We start from the raw sequence: 15736 nt of genomic DNA, 5'->3' as shown, positions 1-15736 counted from the left end.
GTGGGCGGCTCGTGGCCTGTCGTCGGTGTCACACGCCACGGGCCAACGGCGACCGCAACCGGACCGGATCCGAATACAGCGTGTGCGTCCCTCCCGACGCCGGTGAACTCCCCACGATGCGGAGTTTCCCGGCACCGAGGCCGGGGCACCCCGCAGCCGACGGCGTTGCGGTGATCACCAGACGAAGGGACAGTGTCGTGCCCGACTACGAGCGCGAGAACGAGCACCCCCAGGACGATGTGCGCACCATCCGCGCGCACGCCGGTGAGGCCATCACCGACAGCCGCAACTGGCCGGGGTACGTGTTGATGGCCCTGGGTCTGGCGGCGTTGGGCCTGGCCCTGACGGCGGCGGGCGGTGGTTTCGAGGGCTGGGTGCTGATCACGGGCATCGCTTCGCCGGTCCTGCTGCTGGCCGGACTCGCCGTGGTGCTGCTCGAACGCAAGCGTGTCAAGGCCTCCGAGGGCAAGTCCCTCCTGGACCCCGGTGGTCACTGACCACGATGCGATCTCGGGCCCCGGCGCGCCGGGGTCCGATCCTCTCTCCGGCCGTCGCCGTCGCCGTCCCGTCGAGCCCGTCCCGACGGACCGGGACTCCTACCTTCGGGCCTGGTCGGCGCTGCACGGCGACTACGTCGTCGAGTCCTCGGTGCTGGTGCGCGGCTGGCTCGGTCTGACGTACCGGGTGGCGCGGCCTCTCGTGCGTGGCCGCGTCACACCCGGCGCCGTGACCACCGCCGGGGTTCTGATGGCGCTGGCCGCACTCGGCGTCGCCGCGCTCGGTGGGCCGTGGTCGGCGGGGTTCGCGGCCGTCCTTCTGATCCTCAGCGCGTTGACCGACAGCCTCGACGGGGCGGTCGCGCTCCTGCGCGGACGGTCGAGCGCCCTGGGCTACGTGGCCGACTCGGTGGCCGACCGCATCTCCGATCTCGCTGCCCTCGGCGTCCTCCTCGTGCTCGGCGGGCCCGTGGCCGCCGTCCTCGCGGTCGCCGCGCTCACCTTGCTCCACGAGACCCTGCGCGCGCGGGCCGTGTCCGCCGGACTGGACGACATCGGGGTGGTCACGGTCTGGGAGCGGCCCTCGCGGGTCATCGCGGTGACCGTGACGCTGATCGGCTGCGCCTTCGTCGGCGACACCGCACTCTTCGCCGCCGTCGGCACCGCCGTCTCCGCCGCGCTGGCGCTGATCGGGTTCGGTCAGCTCGTGGTCACCGTGCGGCGGCGGCTGCGGGGTCACGACGCACCACGAGTCGGTCGCACTCGAGCGTGAAGACCCAGCCGATCAGCACGATGACGTGCAGAAGGAACAGCCACAACACCGTCGCGACGGCGGCGCCCACCGGTTCCAGGCCCCCGAACGGGCCGGACCAGTCGATCGGGATCGCGAGGAACAGAACGTAGCCCTGGAGGAAGCCGGCGACGAACGACGCCGTGGTCAGGGTGCCCACCACCACGGCCAGCCGGGACAGGGCGATCGGGGCGACCACGCGGAACGTCCACCCGAGGGGCACGGACAGCACGAGCCAGACGGTCACGAAGCCCAGCCACACCCGGAACAGGCCCCCTGCGACACCGCCGTCGATCGAGGCCAGCGCGTTCCCGACCACGAGCACCGGCACGGTCAGCAGGGGAGTGATCACCAGCACCGGCAGCGACAACGCGCGGCCCCGCCACCCGATGTAGGTCTCCTCGTGCGGTGCGTAGACGAGCAGGGCGCGGCGCATGCCCTCCCCGTAGAAGGTGGCCGGGAGAATCGCCACCGCGACACCGATCCACCCGATCGACGTCCCGGCGAGGAACAGGGCGCGGACGGCCTCCGGCGCCCCCGCCGGGTCGGGGAGAATCGAGGCGATCGCATCGCCGTACCGCAGGACCGTCGGGGTGCCGAGAAGAACCGCGGTCGCCTTCAGGCCGAGCAGCAGCATCGGCACGACGGCGATTCCGCCGTAGAACGTGACGCCCGCCGCGACGAGGGCGGTGTCCCGCGACGCCATCCGGCGACGCATGCCGGACCGGATCGCGACGCGGGACCGCACCAGTGCCGGCCACACGCTCGCGAAGGTCAGGGCGTGCGGCATGGCCTGTCGTTACCCGCCCGTACGGTCGGCCAATCGTTTCGAGTCCGACGGACGCGGGTAGAAGCCTGCGGTCCGTCCCTGCAGCTTCGCCGACGAATCGAGAGACATTCGTGAGTTCCGCCGATCGCCCCTCCCACGCGTCCACCCCGTACCCGCTCGGCGTTTCCCTTCGTGCCGACGGCACGGCCAACGTGGCGGTGTACTCCGAGACGGCGGAGACCGTCACGGTGGTGACGTTCGACGAGTCGGGATCCGAGCTCGAGTCGACCGCACTTCCCGAGTACACCGGCCACGTGTTCCACGGTCTGGTCCCGATGACCGTCGGCACTCGCTACGGGTTGCGCGTCGACGGGCCCTGGAATCCCGCCGAGGGTCTGCGGCACAACCCCGCCAAGTTGCTCCTGGACCCGTACGCGAAGGCGATCACGGGCGCCGTGGAGTGGGACGAGGCGGTCTTCGGTCACCACCACGACGAGCCCGAGACGCGCAACGACGCGGACTCCGCACCGTTCATGCCTCGGTCGGTGGTGGTGGACGACGACTTCGACTGGGGTGACGACGAACCGCCGCGTGTTCCCCTGTCCGAGACCGTCGTGTACGAGACGCACGTCAAGGGGTTCACCGCCCTCGACCCGGACGTCGACGAGGCCATCCGCGGGACCTACGCCGGACTGGCGCACCCCGCGGCGATCGAGAAGCTCACCCGGCTGGGCATCACCTCGGTCGAACTGCTGCCGATCCACCAGTTCGTGCAGGACTCGCACCTTCTCGAGGAAGGGCGAAGGAACTACTGGGGCTACAACAGCATCGGGTTCCTCGCACCCCACAACGAGTACAGCTCGGCCGGCGACACCGGTGGTCAGGTCACCGAATTCAAGGCCATGGTCAAGGCGCTCCACGCCGCCGGTCTCGAGGTGATCCTGGACGTGGTCTACAACCACACGGCCGAGGGCAACCACCTGGGACCGACGTTGTCGCTCAAGGGAATCGACAACGGCTCGCACTACCGGTTGGTGCCGGACGAGCGCAGCGCCTACTTCGACACCACGGGCACCGGCAACAGCCTCAACGTGGGTCACCCCGCCGCGCTGGCCCTGATCATGGACTCGCTGCGCTACTGGGTCACCGAGATGCACGTCGACGGCTTCCGCTTCGACCTCGCCAGCACCCTCACCCGGCAGGACGAGGACCTCGACCGGCATTCGGCGTTCCTCGACATGGTGCACCAGGATCCGGTTCTGGCGCCGGTCAAGCTCATCGCCGAGCCCTGGGACACCGCCGGCTACCAGGTGGGCGGCTTCCCGGCACGGTGGTCGGAATGGAACGGCAAGTTCCGGGACGACGTCCGTGACTTCTGGCGCGGCACCGACGGTGCGCTTCCCGCTCTCGCACAACGCGTCTCGGGCAGTCCCGACGTCTACGAGAACGACCGGCGTCCCACCCTGGCCAGCGTCAACTTCGTCACCGCGCACGACGGCTTCACCCTTGCCGACCTCACGATGTACGACGAGAAGCACAACGAGGAGAACGGCGAGGACAGCCAGGACGGCGAGTCCGACAACCGATCCTGGGGCTGCGGTGCGGAGGGTCCCACCGACGATCCGGAGATCAACGCGTTGCGTGATCGTCAGCGCCGGAACTTCCTCGGCACCCTCCTGCTCTCGGCGGGCGTCCCCATGATCCTCGGCGGCGACGAGCTCGCCCGCAGCCAGGGCGGCAACAACAACGCGTACTGCCAGGACAACGAGATCTCCTGGTACGACTGGGCCAAGGCCGACGACGCTTTGGTCGCCTTCACCACGGAGCTGATCACCCTGCGTCGTGACCACCCCGGGCTGCGTCCGGTGTGGTACCGCCACGCCGAGTCCGACGGTGATCGCGACACCGTCGACTTCCAACGTGCCGACGGCGCGGCGATGGGCGACGAGGACTGGAACGACGGCGCGAGCAAGTCCCTCGCCGTGCTCTACAAGTCCTCCGCCGAGGACACCGTGTTCCTGTGGTTGCTCAACGCCGCAGAGACGCCCGTCGAGTTCACGCTGCCGGACGAGTCGTGGACGCTCGCCATCTCGAGCGACCCCGACCAGCAGGTGGGGGAGAAGCCCGCCACGTTGCTGGTGCGAGACCGCTCCTTCACGCTCCTGCAGAGCGTCTGACGTCGGACGCAGAAAGGCGGGCCGGGAGCAGGAGTGCTCCCGGCCCGCCTTCCGGTCGGTGCGTCAGGCGCTGCCGGTTTCCTCGCGCTCGTGTGCGGTGCGCTCCTCGAGTTCGGCGTCGTCGACGGGGTGCGGCATCTTGCCGTGCTCGTGCCGATCGGGGTGCGGAGTCTCCGTCGGAACGATGACGTCGTCGAGAGTCGGTGTGTCGTGGTCGTTCTCGGGTGTGGTCATGTCTGTCGCGTACCCCGCGAATCGGCTGTCAATCGTCACCGCCGCGTCGGGTACAGCCGTACCTCGGTCGCTTTCACGACGAGGAACACCTCGGATCCCGGCCGCAGGTCCAGTTCGGTGGCCGCGGCCGAGGTGATGTGGGCCGCGAGGACGCCCGGGGCTGCCCGAGCCGTCACCCGCACGCCCGACCCGACGGCGTCCACCTCCACGATCCGAGCGGGAATGACGTTGCGGGGACTGCCGACCGGTCGCACGGCGAACACCGAGACGGTGGTCGGCGCGATCGACGCGATCCCCGGCCGGCCGTGACCGGGGTGATCGATCGCGTTCCCGTGCACCACGACGTCGCCCTCGGCACGAAGGGTGTCCCCGTCGCCGAAGACGCCGTGGATCACCGTGGTTCCGGCGAGCGCCGCGGCGAAGGCGCTGCGCGGGGTCGCGAGGACGTCGGCCACCGGCCCCTCCTCGACCACCCGCCCGCCGTCGAGGACCACCACGTCGTCCGCGAGGGAGAGCGCATCCACGCGGTCGTGGGTGACCACCATCGTCGTACATCGGCTTCCGCTCACCACGTCCCGGACCAGTCGGCGCAAGGCCGGTGTCGCGTCGGCGTCCATCGCGGCGAACGGCTCGTCCAGTAGCAGCACGTCCGGGTCCGCCGCGAGCGCGCGGGCCAGGGCCACCCGCTGGGCCTGACCGCCCGACAGCTGTCGGGGCAGACGATCCGCGAGATCGTGGGCCTCGACCCGCGCCAGCCAGTCGTCCGCGATCGCTCGCGCACGCCGGCGATCGTGCCGGACGCGCGGCGCGAAGGCGACGTTCTCGCGAACGGTGAGGTGCGGGAACAACAGTGGGTCCTGGGCGAGCAGCGCGACCCCGCGGCGATGCGGCGGGACGTGAACGCGGCTCGCGGTGTCGGTGAGGGTGCGGGTGCCCACCCGCACCGTCCCGTCGTCGGGCCGCACGAGCCCGGCGACGACATGTACCAGAGTGGACTTTCCCGCACCGTTGGGTCCGAGGAGGGCGAGAACCGACCCGGCCGGCGCGGTGACGGACAGGTCCAGTCCGCGAACGGGCACGCGAGCACGGACGCTGATCGCGGTGTCGGTCCCCGTGTCCCCGGTCACGGCACTCACCGGACCTTCCGGGGTCGCCCGGCGCCGGTGGCCAAAACCACCGCGACCGCGACCACGATGAGGACGACCGACAGGGCCACCGCAGCGTCCGGGTCGGTCTCGCGCTGCAGGTAGATCTCCAGCGGGAGGGTGCGCGTGACGCCTTGCAGCGACCCCGCGAAGGTCAGGGTCGCGCCGAATTCTCCGAGCGCCCGGGCAAAGGCGAGCACGGCCCCGGACGCGAGTCCCGGGAGGACCAACGGAAGGGTGATCCGCAGCAGGACCGTGGTGGGTGGGGCACCCAGAGTGGATGCCACCTTCTCGTATCGGGTTCCGGCGGTGCGTAGCGCACCCTCGAGTCCGACCACCAGGAACGGCAGCGCGACGAAGGTCTGGGCGAGCACCACCGCCGTGGTGGAGAAGGCGATCTCGATTCCCAGCGCCTGCAGGCGGTCCCCCAGCAGACCACGCCGGCCGAACGCGTAGAGCAGTGCGAGTCCGCCCACCACCGGCGGCAGGACCAGGGGCAGCAGCACCACCGCGCGCGTGATCGCGGCGGCACGCCCCCGCGACCGGGCGAGCACCAGCGCCAACGGAACGCCGAGCAGGACGCAGAGTCCGGTCGCGGCCGCGGACGTGCGGAGACTCAGCAGGATCGCCTCGCGCGAGGACTCGCTGGTGACGAGAGACGGGAAGCGAGACCACTCGACCGAGAGCACGATCGCGACCAGAGGCAGGGCCACCAGCGCGAGGCCCACCGCAGCGGGCAGGAGGACCCACCGGGGCAGTGTCCTCACGGTCCCCACGCCGCTCGTGCTCTCACCCGACCCACACTAGTGACGATCGCGGGCGCGGGAATGATCGGTGGGGACGGTGCGTTGTGGAAGTCGACGGCGCCGGATCCATGCCCCGGGTACCACCCCTTTCGCCGCTGCGAGCGGCCTTCTGCCGAGAGGCGCACGGCCGGCGCCGTCACCCTTCTCTCACTCGGCCGGTCGAGTGGCCGCTGTGACGTGCCACTGCCGGTTCGGTACCGGACCGTGACCCCCGATTCCGCCGCGGGAGTGGTGACTCTCCGCTGGTGGCTGGCATCATGTGCAGCGGGTCGGTGGTCGTGCGTGTCGAAGTGGGGTTCTCGTGAAGGTGTTCCCGTCCGTCGCTGCTGCTCGCGGGCGTGTCGTGCTGGTGGCGTCGGCCGCCGTGATGTCGCTCGTCGTGGCGGGATGCACCGCCGGCGCCGGTGACGACGCCGCTGCGCCGCCCGCGCCGATCGATTCGAATCCGTTGTCGGAACTCATGAAGCCGAAGGTCACGCTGCCGGCCCCCGACGCGTCGGTCGGCTTCTCTCCTTCCGCTCCCGTGACGGTGTCCGTGGTCGACGGCAGCCTGTCGCGCGTCACTCTCACCGATTCCGCCGGGCAAGCCGTCGACGGCACCCTCGCCGCCGACCGTGCCTCGTGGACCGCCACGGCACCCCTGGACTACAACGAGACCTACACGGTCGACACGCGCGCCTACGGGCTGGGCGGTGAGGCGACGTCGACGACCTCGTTCACCACCACCTCACCCGGGAATCTCACCAAGCCGTACCTGCTGCCCTCGGAAGGCGAGGTGGTCGGTGTGGGTCAGCCCGTCGCCGTGCAGTTCGACGAGCCGGTGCCGGACAAGGTCGCGGCGCAGAACGCCATCACGGTGACCACGAATCCGCCCGTCGAGGGTGCCTTCTACTGGGTGAACCAGAAGGAGGTGCGCTGGCGGCCGCAGAACTACTGGGTGCCCGGAACCACCGTCGACGTGGCCGTCGACGTGTTCGGTCGTGACCTCGGCGACGGACTGTTCGGCCAGGAGAACGCCCGGTCGTCGTTCACCATCGGAGACGCGGTGATCGCGGTGGCGGACGACGCCACCAAGCAGGTCACCTTCACCGTCAACGGCGAGCAGGTCATGACCATGCCGACGTCGATGGGCAAGAACAGCAGCCCGACCCCGAACGGGGTCTACACGATCGGCGACAAGTTCGCCTCGATGGTGATGGACTCGTCGACCTACGGCGTGCCGGTCGACTCGGCCCAGGGCTACCGCACTCCCGTGGACTGGGCGACCCGAATGTCCTACTCCGGCATCTTCTTTCACTCCGCACCGTGGTCCGTGGGGTCGCAGGGATACACGAACGTCAGCCACGGGTGCCTGAATCTCAGCCCGGCCAATGCCAAGTGGGTCTACGACAACATGAAGCGCGGGGACATCACCATCGTGAAGAACACGGTGGGCGGAACGCTGCCGGGCACGGACGGACTGGGCGACTGGAACATTCCGTGGGAGGAATGGAAAGCCGGTAACGCCCAGTCCGTCTGAACTCGAATCGCGGACGTCGTCTAGACCCGAAGGCCGAGCGCCGTCAGGTAGCCGACGGGATCGACCGCCTCACCGCCGCGCCGTACCTCGAAGTGCAGGTGCGGACCCGTGGAATCGCCGGTGCTGCCGACCGCGCCGATGGCCTGGCCGGGAGCGACGGTGTCGCCCACCGAGACGTCGATGCGGCTCTGGTGGCCGTAGAGCACCTCGGTGTCACCCTTCTTGACGATCACGAGGTTGCCGTAGCCGTCGCCGTTGTCGCCGGCTCGGGTGACGGTTCCACCGGTGACGGCGAAGATCGTGGTGCCCGACGGCGCCGCGAAGTCGATGCCCTGGTGGTTCTGCCAGCCGCCGCCCGTCGGGTTGCCCCGTCCTCCGAAGCCCGACGACACCTCGAACGATCCCGGCGCGAGCGGAAGGCGCGAGCCCCCGATGCCCGGGGTGGACGTGAACGGCGGTACCGCCGGCGCGGCGCCGGGCCCGGCCGATCCGCTGGGCGGCGTCAGGAACTGATCGCCGAGCACCAGCCCCGCGACCTCCTGGACCAACACGCCCGTCGCGTCGAAGACGGCGGCCAGGATCGCGGCCTGCTGCTTCGCGGTGAGGGGCAGACCCGGAATCGCCGGCAGGCCGGGGATCGCGGGCAGGGGCGGCAGAGCGGGTGCCGCGGTGGCCGGGGCGGCCCCCAGGACGAGGCTTCCCGTGAGCGCTGCGCCGAGCACGGCGCCCCCGATCGCCCGCCTTCCCCGGCGGGTGGTGACGGAACGGGACCCCGATTCCCGAGTGGACGTGTCGATTTCGTGATGCACGTGCTACCTCCGGTTGCGCCCGCATGCGGGCGTCGTCGATACGACCGGCGCAGACGGAGGAGGTGAGCCGAGCAGACGTCGCCGACGACCGTCGGGACCGTGAGGTCCGACGGACGCACGAGGCCGGTCGACGTCGATGTCCTTCCCTCGACATCCACACTCGACAGGTCTCACGAACAACACGAGTATCTGTGCGGCGCACCTTCCCCAAGAGCGCCAGCGGCCACTTTACGTCACAGAAGTATCTCGCGGTCACACCAATGCCCAATTACATCACCGTAATTCGCGCGGTCGGCGTGATGCGCTCGTAACCGGCAGTCGATCCGAGACCGTCTCGCGAAACGGGGTCGACGACGTGATGCGGCGAATGTCGTGCCATCATCTGAGCGGCAGAACCGCGTCTCGGACCGAGGCGCGGCCGGGGATGACGTGGGGGACGACCGAACGTGCGCGGAAACTTCAGGCTGGCCGCTGCTCTGACGACGACGGCAATCGTGGTCGGCACGCTGATCACGGGGGCGGTGGTCGGACCGGCGGTCGCCTCCGCAGAACCGTGCGGCGGCATCTCCGGCACGGGCATCACCGGGATCGGTGGGCTCGGACAGCAGGCCGCGGGACCGCAGGGCGCACCCCCGCGATACGACGGCCCCAACACCCGCATCGTCGACTGGGTCAGCGGACAGGCCGGGCCGAACCGCACCTTCGACCGCTTCGGCGTCACCGGAACCGATCTCGGCGTCTCCTGGGACAACGGCGCCGGACAGACGTTGCTCGCCTTCGGTGACACCTTCGGCAGCTGCGTCGTTCCCGGCGGACAGTGGCGGCACAACGTCGTGCTGCGCAGTGACGACGCGAATCTCGCCGACGGTCTGACCGTGCACGACGCCGCACCCGGCGACGTGCGCTCGGGTGCGGTGGTGACGGGCTCGGAACCGCGGTTCGCCCAGCAGGCCGTTCCGGCGCTGGGACTCGCGCCGGTGGAGCAAACGGTGGTGCCGACGGCCGGTATCGCCGTGGACGGGGTGCAGTACCTGCAGTTCATGTCCGTCCGCGGCTGGAACGGATCGGTCTGGTCCACCAACTACGCCTTCACCGCGACGTCGCGGGACAACGGCCAGACGTGGACGCCGGAGCCGAGCACCACCCGATACAACACCGGGGTCACGCTGCCGGGCGCCGAGCAGCTCGACGGCAAGTTCCAGCAGTCCGCCTTCGTGCGCGGACGGGACGGCATGGTCTACCAGTACGGCACTCCGAACGGTCGCCTCGGCGCGGCCTACCTCGGCCGGGTCGCGCCCAACGAGATCCTGAACCTGCAGCGCTTCGAGTACTGGAACGGATCCGGGTGGTCCCCGGACGTCGCCGCGGCGGCTCCCGTCGTCGAGCAGCCCGTCGGCGAGCTGTCGGTGACGTGGAACGACTACCTCGGTCGGTTCGTCATGCTCTACGGCAACGACGTCGAGGGCCGCATCCTCGCCCGCACCGCCCCGTCGCCGCAGGGTCCGTGGTCGGCGCCGACCACCCTGGTGACCAACAACGACATCGGCAATTACCCGGGCGGCGGCCTGTACGCGCCCTTCGTCCACCCGCGGTCCTCGGGTGACAAGCTGTACTTCACCGCGTCCCAGTACTCGTCCTACCAAGTTCTTCTGCTCGAAACGGATCTCGACGCGCTGCGGTGACGTCACGCAGGTGACGGCGTGACCGACCGGTTTGGAAAACGGCCGGATTGGTGACTCGGTCGGGTGAACGGATAGCGTTCCCCTGCCCATCGGGTCCCAACGCGCCCGCTCCTGCGAGAAGAACCGAGGTCCCATCACCATGTCGTCCATCAGGTCCGCGTGGCGAGGTCTGACGAAACCGGTGTTCGTCCCGGCCGCCGTCATCATCGTCGCGATGATCCTGTTCTCCGTCGTGTTCGCGTCCACGGCCGAGGGAGCCTTCGAGGAACTGAACGCCGCCATCACCAACGGCGTCGGTTGGTGGTACATCCTCGTGGCCACCCTGTTCGTGGCGTTCGCGATCTACTGCGGTGCCAGTCGAATCGGCAACATCAAGCTCGGTCGCGACGACGAGTCTCCCGAATTCGGAGTGCTCTCGTGGTTCGCGATGCTGTTCAGCGCCGGTATGGGTATCGGCCTCGTGTTCTACGGGGTGGCCGAACCCCTGTCGCACTACATCGATCCGCCCGAGGCCGGCGGTGTCGCCGGTGCCACCGATGCCGCCGCCAACCAGGCGATGCAGCTGACGCTGTATCACTGGGGTCTGCACGCCTGGGCAATCTACGTCGTCGTCGGCCTGGGTCTGGCCTACATGACCTACCGCAAGGGCCGACCGCTCTCGGTGCGGTGGTTGCTCGAACCTCTGCTGGGACGGCAGCGCATCGAAGGCCCCATCGGCCACGCGATCGACGTCGTCGCAATCGTGGGCACTCTCTTCGGTGTCGCGACGTCCCTCGGTTTCGGAGTCCAGCAGATCTCCGCGGGCCTCGACTTCCTGGGATGGATCGAGACCACCAACTGGCTCGTCGTCGCCCTCATCGTGTTCGTCACCGGACTCGCGACGTTCTCGGTCGTCTCCGGTGTGTCCAAGGGCCTGAAGTGGTTGTCGAACATCAACATGGGACTTGCGGCGATGTTGGCGCTGTTCGTGCTGATCGCTGGTCCGACGCTCTTCCTCATGCAGACCTGGGTCCAGAACCTGGGCGGCTACATCCAGGCGTTCCCCGGCCTGATGTTGCGGACGTCCCCGTTCGCCGACGACGGCTGGGCCGGCGCGTGGACCATCTTCTACTGGGGATGGTGGATGAGCTGGGCGCCGTTCGTGGGCATGTTCATCGCCCGGATCTCCCGCGGCCGCACCATTCGTGAGTTCGTCTTCGGTGTTCTGCTGGCCCCGACCGTGATCGGCTCGCTGTGGTTCACGTTCTTCGGCGACGCCGCGATTCTCCGTCAGCGCGAACAAGGCGATATGTTGCTCCCCGACGGAACGGTGGGCACGGACACCTCGTTGTTCCAGCTGCTCGACGGGTTTCCGCTCGCGACCTTCACCAGCGTGCTCGCGATCCTGGTGGTGGTCTTCTTCTTCGTCACCTCGTCCGACTCGGGGTCGCTGGTCATCGACATCCTCTCCAGCGGCGGCAATCTCGAGACGCCGAAGATCACCCGGGTGTTCTGGACCGTGCTCGAAGGTGTGGCGGCCGCGGTGCTCCTGCTGATCGGCGGGGCGGGATCGTTGACAGCCCTGCAGACGGCGTCCATCGCCACGGCCGTGCCGTTCTCGATCGTGCTGGTGCTCGCCTGTGTGTCGATGCTGAAGGCATTCCGCTACGACGTCGCGACCACCCCGCGCTACATCCGCGTGACCCAGGCGGGCGGCGAGGCCGTGGCACAGCCCGGATCGACGCGCACCGGGTCGGGAGGCTTCTCCGCCACCTTCGCCGGCCTCCGACCGTCGACGGACGGGGTGGCATCCCCGGCTGGGAACGACCACGTCCTGCTGGCGGTGCACGACGTGCCGCAGTCGGCTGTCGACGTCGACGCCGAGACGGGCGAGGCGCAGTACGTCGCGGACGCCGAACCGACCGATCCCCTCGGCGACGAAACCTTCGACACGCCGGAGTTCGAGGAGTCGGCGCAGGCGCAGACGCTGAACAAGAACTAGCCGAACACGACGAAGGGCCCCGGTCGGATGAACGGGGCCCTTCGCGTATGGGGTGGACGACGGGACTCGAACCCGCGACAGCCAGGATCACAACCTGGTGCTCTACCAACTGAACTACGCCCACCATCGCGACGCACCCACCGGGCGCGCAGCGCGTTCGATACTAGCCTGACCCGGCGGCCGGAAGCCAATCGGTCCCCGCCGCCGGCCGATGTCAGGCGTCCCCGTCGGTGAGGGATCGCGTGACCGCCCCGATCTGCTCGGTGCTGGGGCCGGGCGGGGCCACGAACGCCGTCTGCCGGTAGTACTTCAGCTCCCGGATCGATTCCTCGATGTCCGCGAGGGCTCGATGCGCGAGGCCCTTCTGCGGCTGACCGAAGTAGATTCGGGGGTACCACCGGCGGCAGAGTTCCTTGATGGAGCTGACGTCGATCATCCGATAGTGCAGGTAGCCGTCGAGCTCGGGCATGTCGCGGGCCAGGAATCCCCGGTCGGTGGCGATGGAGTTGCCCGCGAGCGGGGCGGCCTTCTCCGGCACGTGGGCCCGGATGTACGCCAGGACCTGCTCCTGCGCCTGCTCGAGGGTGACCGTCGAGCGGCGGACCTCCTCGGTCAGTCCCGACTTGGCGTGCATCTCGGTGACCACGTCGGGCATGGCGGCGAGCGCGTCGTCGTCGGCGTGGATCACGATGTCGACCCCGTCGCCGAGAACGTTCAGGTCGCTGTCCGTCACCAGCGCGGCGATCTCGATCAGCTTGTCCGAGGCCAAGTCGAGACCCGTCATCTCGCAGTCGATCCAGACCAGAAAATCCTTGCTCACGTCGTGCCTCACGTTCGGTGCCGTTGTCCCGCTCACCCTAGACCTCGGCGCTAGGGTCGTCCCATGACCGATGCCGCATCCCGCTCCGCTGCCATCGCCGCCGGTTACGCCACGGAGGGCGCGGCCGTCGAACTCGGGAGCGTGGTGCTCGGCGGCGCGGCGGACCCGTCGGCGCGGGTGCGGCTGCCGTTGGCGACGATGAATCGGCACGGCCTCGTCGCCGGCGCCACCGGTACCGGCAAGACCAAGACGGTGCAGGTGATCGCCGAACAGCTCTCGCTCGCAGGCGTTCCCGTGGTGCTCGCGGACGTCAAGGGTGATCTGTCCGGTCTGTCGCAGGTGGGCGCAGACTCGGAGAAGATCCGGGCTCGCGCCGCCGAGACCGCCGCCGAGGGGTGGCAGCCGGGCGCCTTCCCGGTGGAGTTCCTCTCCCTCGGCACCGAGGGCGGCGCGATTCCGGTCCGCGCCACGATCACCTCGTTCGGTCCCATTCTGCTCTCGAAGGTGTTGGGACTGAACGCTACCCAGGAGTCCACGCTGGGGTTGATCTTCCACTGGGCGGACACGCAGGGTCTGGCGTTGCTCGATCTGAAGGATCTGCGTTCGGTGATCACGCACCTGACCAGTGACGAGGGCAAGGCGGATCTGAAGGGCATCGGCGGAGTGTCGTCGTCCACGGCCGGCGTGATCCTGCGGGCGCTGGTCAATCTGGAGGCGGACGGTGGTGACACGTTCTTCGGCGAGCCGGAGATCCGCACCGAGGACCTGCTGCGGGTGACGCCGGACGGGCGCGGCGTGCTGTCGCTGTTCGAGCTCGGCCCGCTCGCGGCCCGGCCCGCTCTCTTCTCGACGTTCCTCATGTGGATCCTCGCGGACCTGTTCCAGACGCTGCCGGAGGAAGGCGACCTGGACAAGCCGAAGCTCGTGTTCGTCTTCGACGAGGCGCACCTGCTGTTCGCGGACGCGTCGAAAGCCTTTCTGCAACAGGTGGAACAGACGGTCAAGCTCATCCGCTCGAAGGGGGTGGGCATCTTCTTCTGCACGCAGCTGCCCACCGACGTTCCCGGGCCGGTGCTCTCCCAGCTCGGGGCGCGCGTCCAGCACGCGCTGCGTGCGTTCACCCCGGACGATCAGAAGGCGCTGACCAAGACGGTGCGGACGTACCCCACGAGCGAGGACTACGACCTCGAGGAGGCGTTGACGACGCTCGGGACCGGCGAGGCCGTGGTCACCGTGCTGTCCGAGCGTGGCGCGCCGACTCCCGTGGCGTGGACCAGGATTCGGCCGCCGCAGTCGCTCATGGACACCATCGGCACCGAGGCGATCGCCGCCACGGCGACGGCGAGTTCGCTGCACGCGACGTACGCGGAGACCGTCGATCGCGACTCGGCGTACGAGCGCCTGTCCGCCCGGCTCGCCCCCGCGCCCGCTCCGGTGGAGCCGACGGCCGAGCCCGAATTTCCGCCGCTGCCACAGACGTACGACCTGCCGCCGCTGCCGGCTCCCGAGCCGGCCGGCCCGTCCGCCGCGGAGCGGATCATGAGCAATCCGGCGGTGAAGAGTTTCCTGCGGTCGGCCGCCAGCGCGGCCGGGCGGGAGATCTCGCGGAGCATCTTCGGGACGGGGCGCCGCCGGCGGTGACGGCAGTCGGGTCAGCCGGAGATAGCGACGTCCGCGGTGATCACTCGCCGCCGAGCTTCTTGTAGAAGCTGCCCACGATCGGCGCGGTGATGAAACGCGGACTGTACTGTCCCGCAACGGACATGCCCTTGCTGAGGATGCCGGGTACGATGCGCATCTTGTTCTTCTCGAGCCCGTCGAGGGACAGTCGCGCGGTGTAGGCGCTGTCGATCCAGAGGAAGTCGGGGACGAGCTTGTCGACGATCGACGCGTCGGCCGGGTCGGGGGTCTCGGTGCGGACGGGGCCGGGCGCGAGCAGGGTGCAGTGCACGCCGGTGCTGGCGAGTTCGGCGCGCAGGGACTCCGAGAAGGTGTTCACGAAGGCCTTGGTGGCGGCGTACGTCGCGTTGTTCGGGATGGCCATGTTGCCCGCGGCGGAGCCGGTGATCAGGATACCGCCGGCGCCGCGCGCGATCATGCCGGGGAGGACGGCGAGGGTGAGGTCGTGCACGGCCACCGCGTTGAGCTGGACCTGGGCGCGCTCGTAGTCGGGATCGAGTTTCGCCACCGGGCCGAAGGTGGCGATGCCGGCGTTGTTGCAGAGGATCGAGACGTCGCGGTCGGCGAGCTCGTCGGCGAGGGTTTGGCGCTGCCCGGGGTCGGACAGGTCGCTGACCCGCACCTCGACGGCCACACCGTGCTCACGAGTGAGGCGGTCGGCGAGGGCGTTCAGCAGGTCACCGCGCCGCGCGACGACGATCAGCGAGTGACCGCGAGCGGCGAGCTCGGCGGCGAGGGCTTCGCCGATGCCGGACGACGCTCCGGTCACGACGGCACGGGCATCGACGGTGGGTGCGGGGAGGCTCACGACCGCTCAGGCTAGCGAA

The 15736-nt window shown here is 69.4% G+C and carries 14 protein-coding genes and 1 tRNA gene; 7 read left to right on the top strand and 8 right to left on the bottom strand.

What is annotated here, in order from left to right:
- Positions 1-197 precede the first annotated feature (197 nt).
- Entirely contained in the window at positions 198-497 is a 300-nt protein-coding gene (locus BMZ18_RS01955; protein ID WP_139203723.1) for a hypothetical protein, read from the top strand.
- Positions 487-1269: a CDP-alcohol phosphatidyltransferase family protein gene (locus tag BMZ18_RS01950; RefSeq protein ID WP_211267518.1), complete on the top strand. Its 783-nt coding sequence runs from the start codon at positions 487-489 to the stop codon at positions 1267-1269. Before BMZ18_RS01955 ends, BMZ18_RS01950 begins: the two co-directional genes overlap by 11 nt.
- Here the strand turns inward: BMZ18_RS01950 and BMZ18_RS01945 are convergent.
- On the bottom strand, positions 1208-2077 hold the full coding sequence (locus tag BMZ18_RS01945; RefSeq protein WP_082895248.1) for a YhjD/YihY/BrkB family envelope integrity protein: 870 nt from the start codon (positions 2075-2077) through the stop codon (positions 1208-1210). The two genes, BMZ18_RS01950 and BMZ18_RS01945, sit on opposite strands and share 62 nt — an antisense overlap.
- Before the next feature lie 110 nt (positions 2078-2187).
- Here BMZ18_RS01945 and glgX point away from each other — a divergent pair, with 110 nt between their 5' ends.
- On the top strand, positions 2188-4233 hold the full coding sequence (glgX, locus tag BMZ18_RS01940; protein ID WP_068365984.1) for a glycogen debranching protein GlgX: 2046 nt from the start codon (positions 2188-2190) through the stop codon (positions 4231-4233).
- A 63-nt stretch (positions 4234-4296) separates the two neighbouring features.
- Here glgX and BMZ18_RS19560 read toward each other — a convergent pair whose 3' ends face one another.
- Genes BMZ18_RS19560 through BMZ18_RS01930 form a run of 3 tightly spaced genes read right to left on the bottom strand, consistent with a single transcriptional unit; the run spans position 4297 to position 6388 of the window.
- Positions 4297-4467 (bottom strand): hypothetical protein, encoded by a 171-nt coding sequence (locus tag BMZ18_RS19560; RefSeq protein WP_156511659.1) that lies wholly within the window; start codon positions 4465-4467, stop codon positions 4297-4299.
- 35 nt (positions 4468-4502) lie between these two features.
- A complete protein-coding gene (locus BMZ18_RS01935; RefSeq protein WP_068366018.1) occupies positions 4503-5594 on the bottom strand; it encodes a sulfate/molybdate ABC transporter ATP-binding protein in 1092 nt (363 codons plus the stop codon).
- 5 nt (positions 5595-5599) lie between these two features.
- Positions 5600-6388, bottom strand: coding sequence for an ABC transporter permease (locus tag BMZ18_RS01930; RefSeq protein ID WP_068100023.1), 789 nt, complete (start codon positions 6386-6388; stop codon positions 5600-5602).
- Between the two features lie 397 nt (positions 6389-6785).
- Between BMZ18_RS01930 and BMZ18_RS01925 the strand changes: the two genes are divergently transcribed.
- The gene (locus BMZ18_RS01925) at positions 6786-7937 is read left to right on the top strand and encodes a L,D-transpeptidase (RefSeq protein ID WP_082895252.1); all 1152 of its coding nucleotides are present in this window, start codon (positions 6786-6788) and stop codon (positions 7935-7937) included.
- A gap of 20 nt (positions 7938-7957) precedes the next feature.
- Here the strand turns inward: BMZ18_RS01925 and BMZ18_RS01920 are convergent, their stop codons facing one another.
- Positions 7958-8746, bottom strand: coding sequence for a M23 family metallopeptidase (locus BMZ18_RS01920; protein WP_235606449.1), 789 nt, complete (start codon positions 8744-8746; stop codon positions 7958-7960).
- 446 nt (positions 8747-9192) lie between these two features.
- Between BMZ18_RS01920 and BMZ18_RS01915 the strand changes: the two genes are divergently transcribed.
- On the top strand, positions 9193-10428 hold the full coding sequence (locus tag BMZ18_RS01915; protein ID WP_235606450.1) for a glycoside hydrolase family 183 protein: 1236 nt from the start codon (positions 9193-9195) through the stop codon (positions 10426-10428).
- 139 nt (positions 10429-10567) lie between these two features.
- Positions 10568-12409: a BCCT family transporter gene (locus tag BMZ18_RS01910; protein ID WP_068365986.1), complete on the top strand. Its 1842-nt coding sequence runs from the start codon at positions 10568-10570 to the stop codon at positions 12407-12409.
- A 48-nt stretch (positions 12410-12457) separates the two neighbouring features.
- Here BMZ18_RS01910 and BMZ18_RS01905 read toward each other — a convergent pair.
- Positions 12458-12533: transfer RNA gene (locus BMZ18_RS01905), tRNA-His, on the bottom strand.
- A 90-nt stretch (positions 12534-12623) separates the two neighbouring features.
- Entirely contained in the window at positions 12624-13229 is a 606-nt protein-coding gene (orn, locus tag BMZ18_RS01900; protein ID WP_074921695.1) for an oligoribonuclease, read from the bottom strand.
- 63 nt (positions 13230-13292) lie between these two features.
- Here orn and BMZ18_RS01895 point away from each other — a divergent pair, with 63 nt between their 5' ends.
- Positions 13293-14870, top strand: coding sequence for a helicase HerA-like domain-containing protein (locus BMZ18_RS01895; RefSeq protein ID WP_068365988.1), 1578 nt, complete (start codon positions 13293-13295; stop codon positions 14868-14870).
- A 40-nt stretch (positions 14871-14910) separates the two neighbouring features.
- Here the strand turns inward: BMZ18_RS01895 and cmrA are convergent, their stop codons facing one another.
- Entirely contained in the window at positions 14911-15717 is an 807-nt protein-coding gene (gene cmrA / locus BMZ18_RS01890; protein WP_068365990.1) for a mycolate reductase, read from the bottom strand.
- Positions 15718-15736: the final 19 nt, after the last annotated feature.

This window comes from Rhodococcoides kroppenstedtii (genome assembly GCF_900111805.1).
GTDB classification, from domain to species: Bacteria; Actinomycetota; Actinomycetes; order Mycobacteriales; family Mycobacteriaceae; genus Rhodococcoides; species Rhodococcoides kroppenstedtii.
Note: the sequence above shows the minus strand (reverse complement) of the source record. Positions and strands in the feature narration are given on the sequence as shown.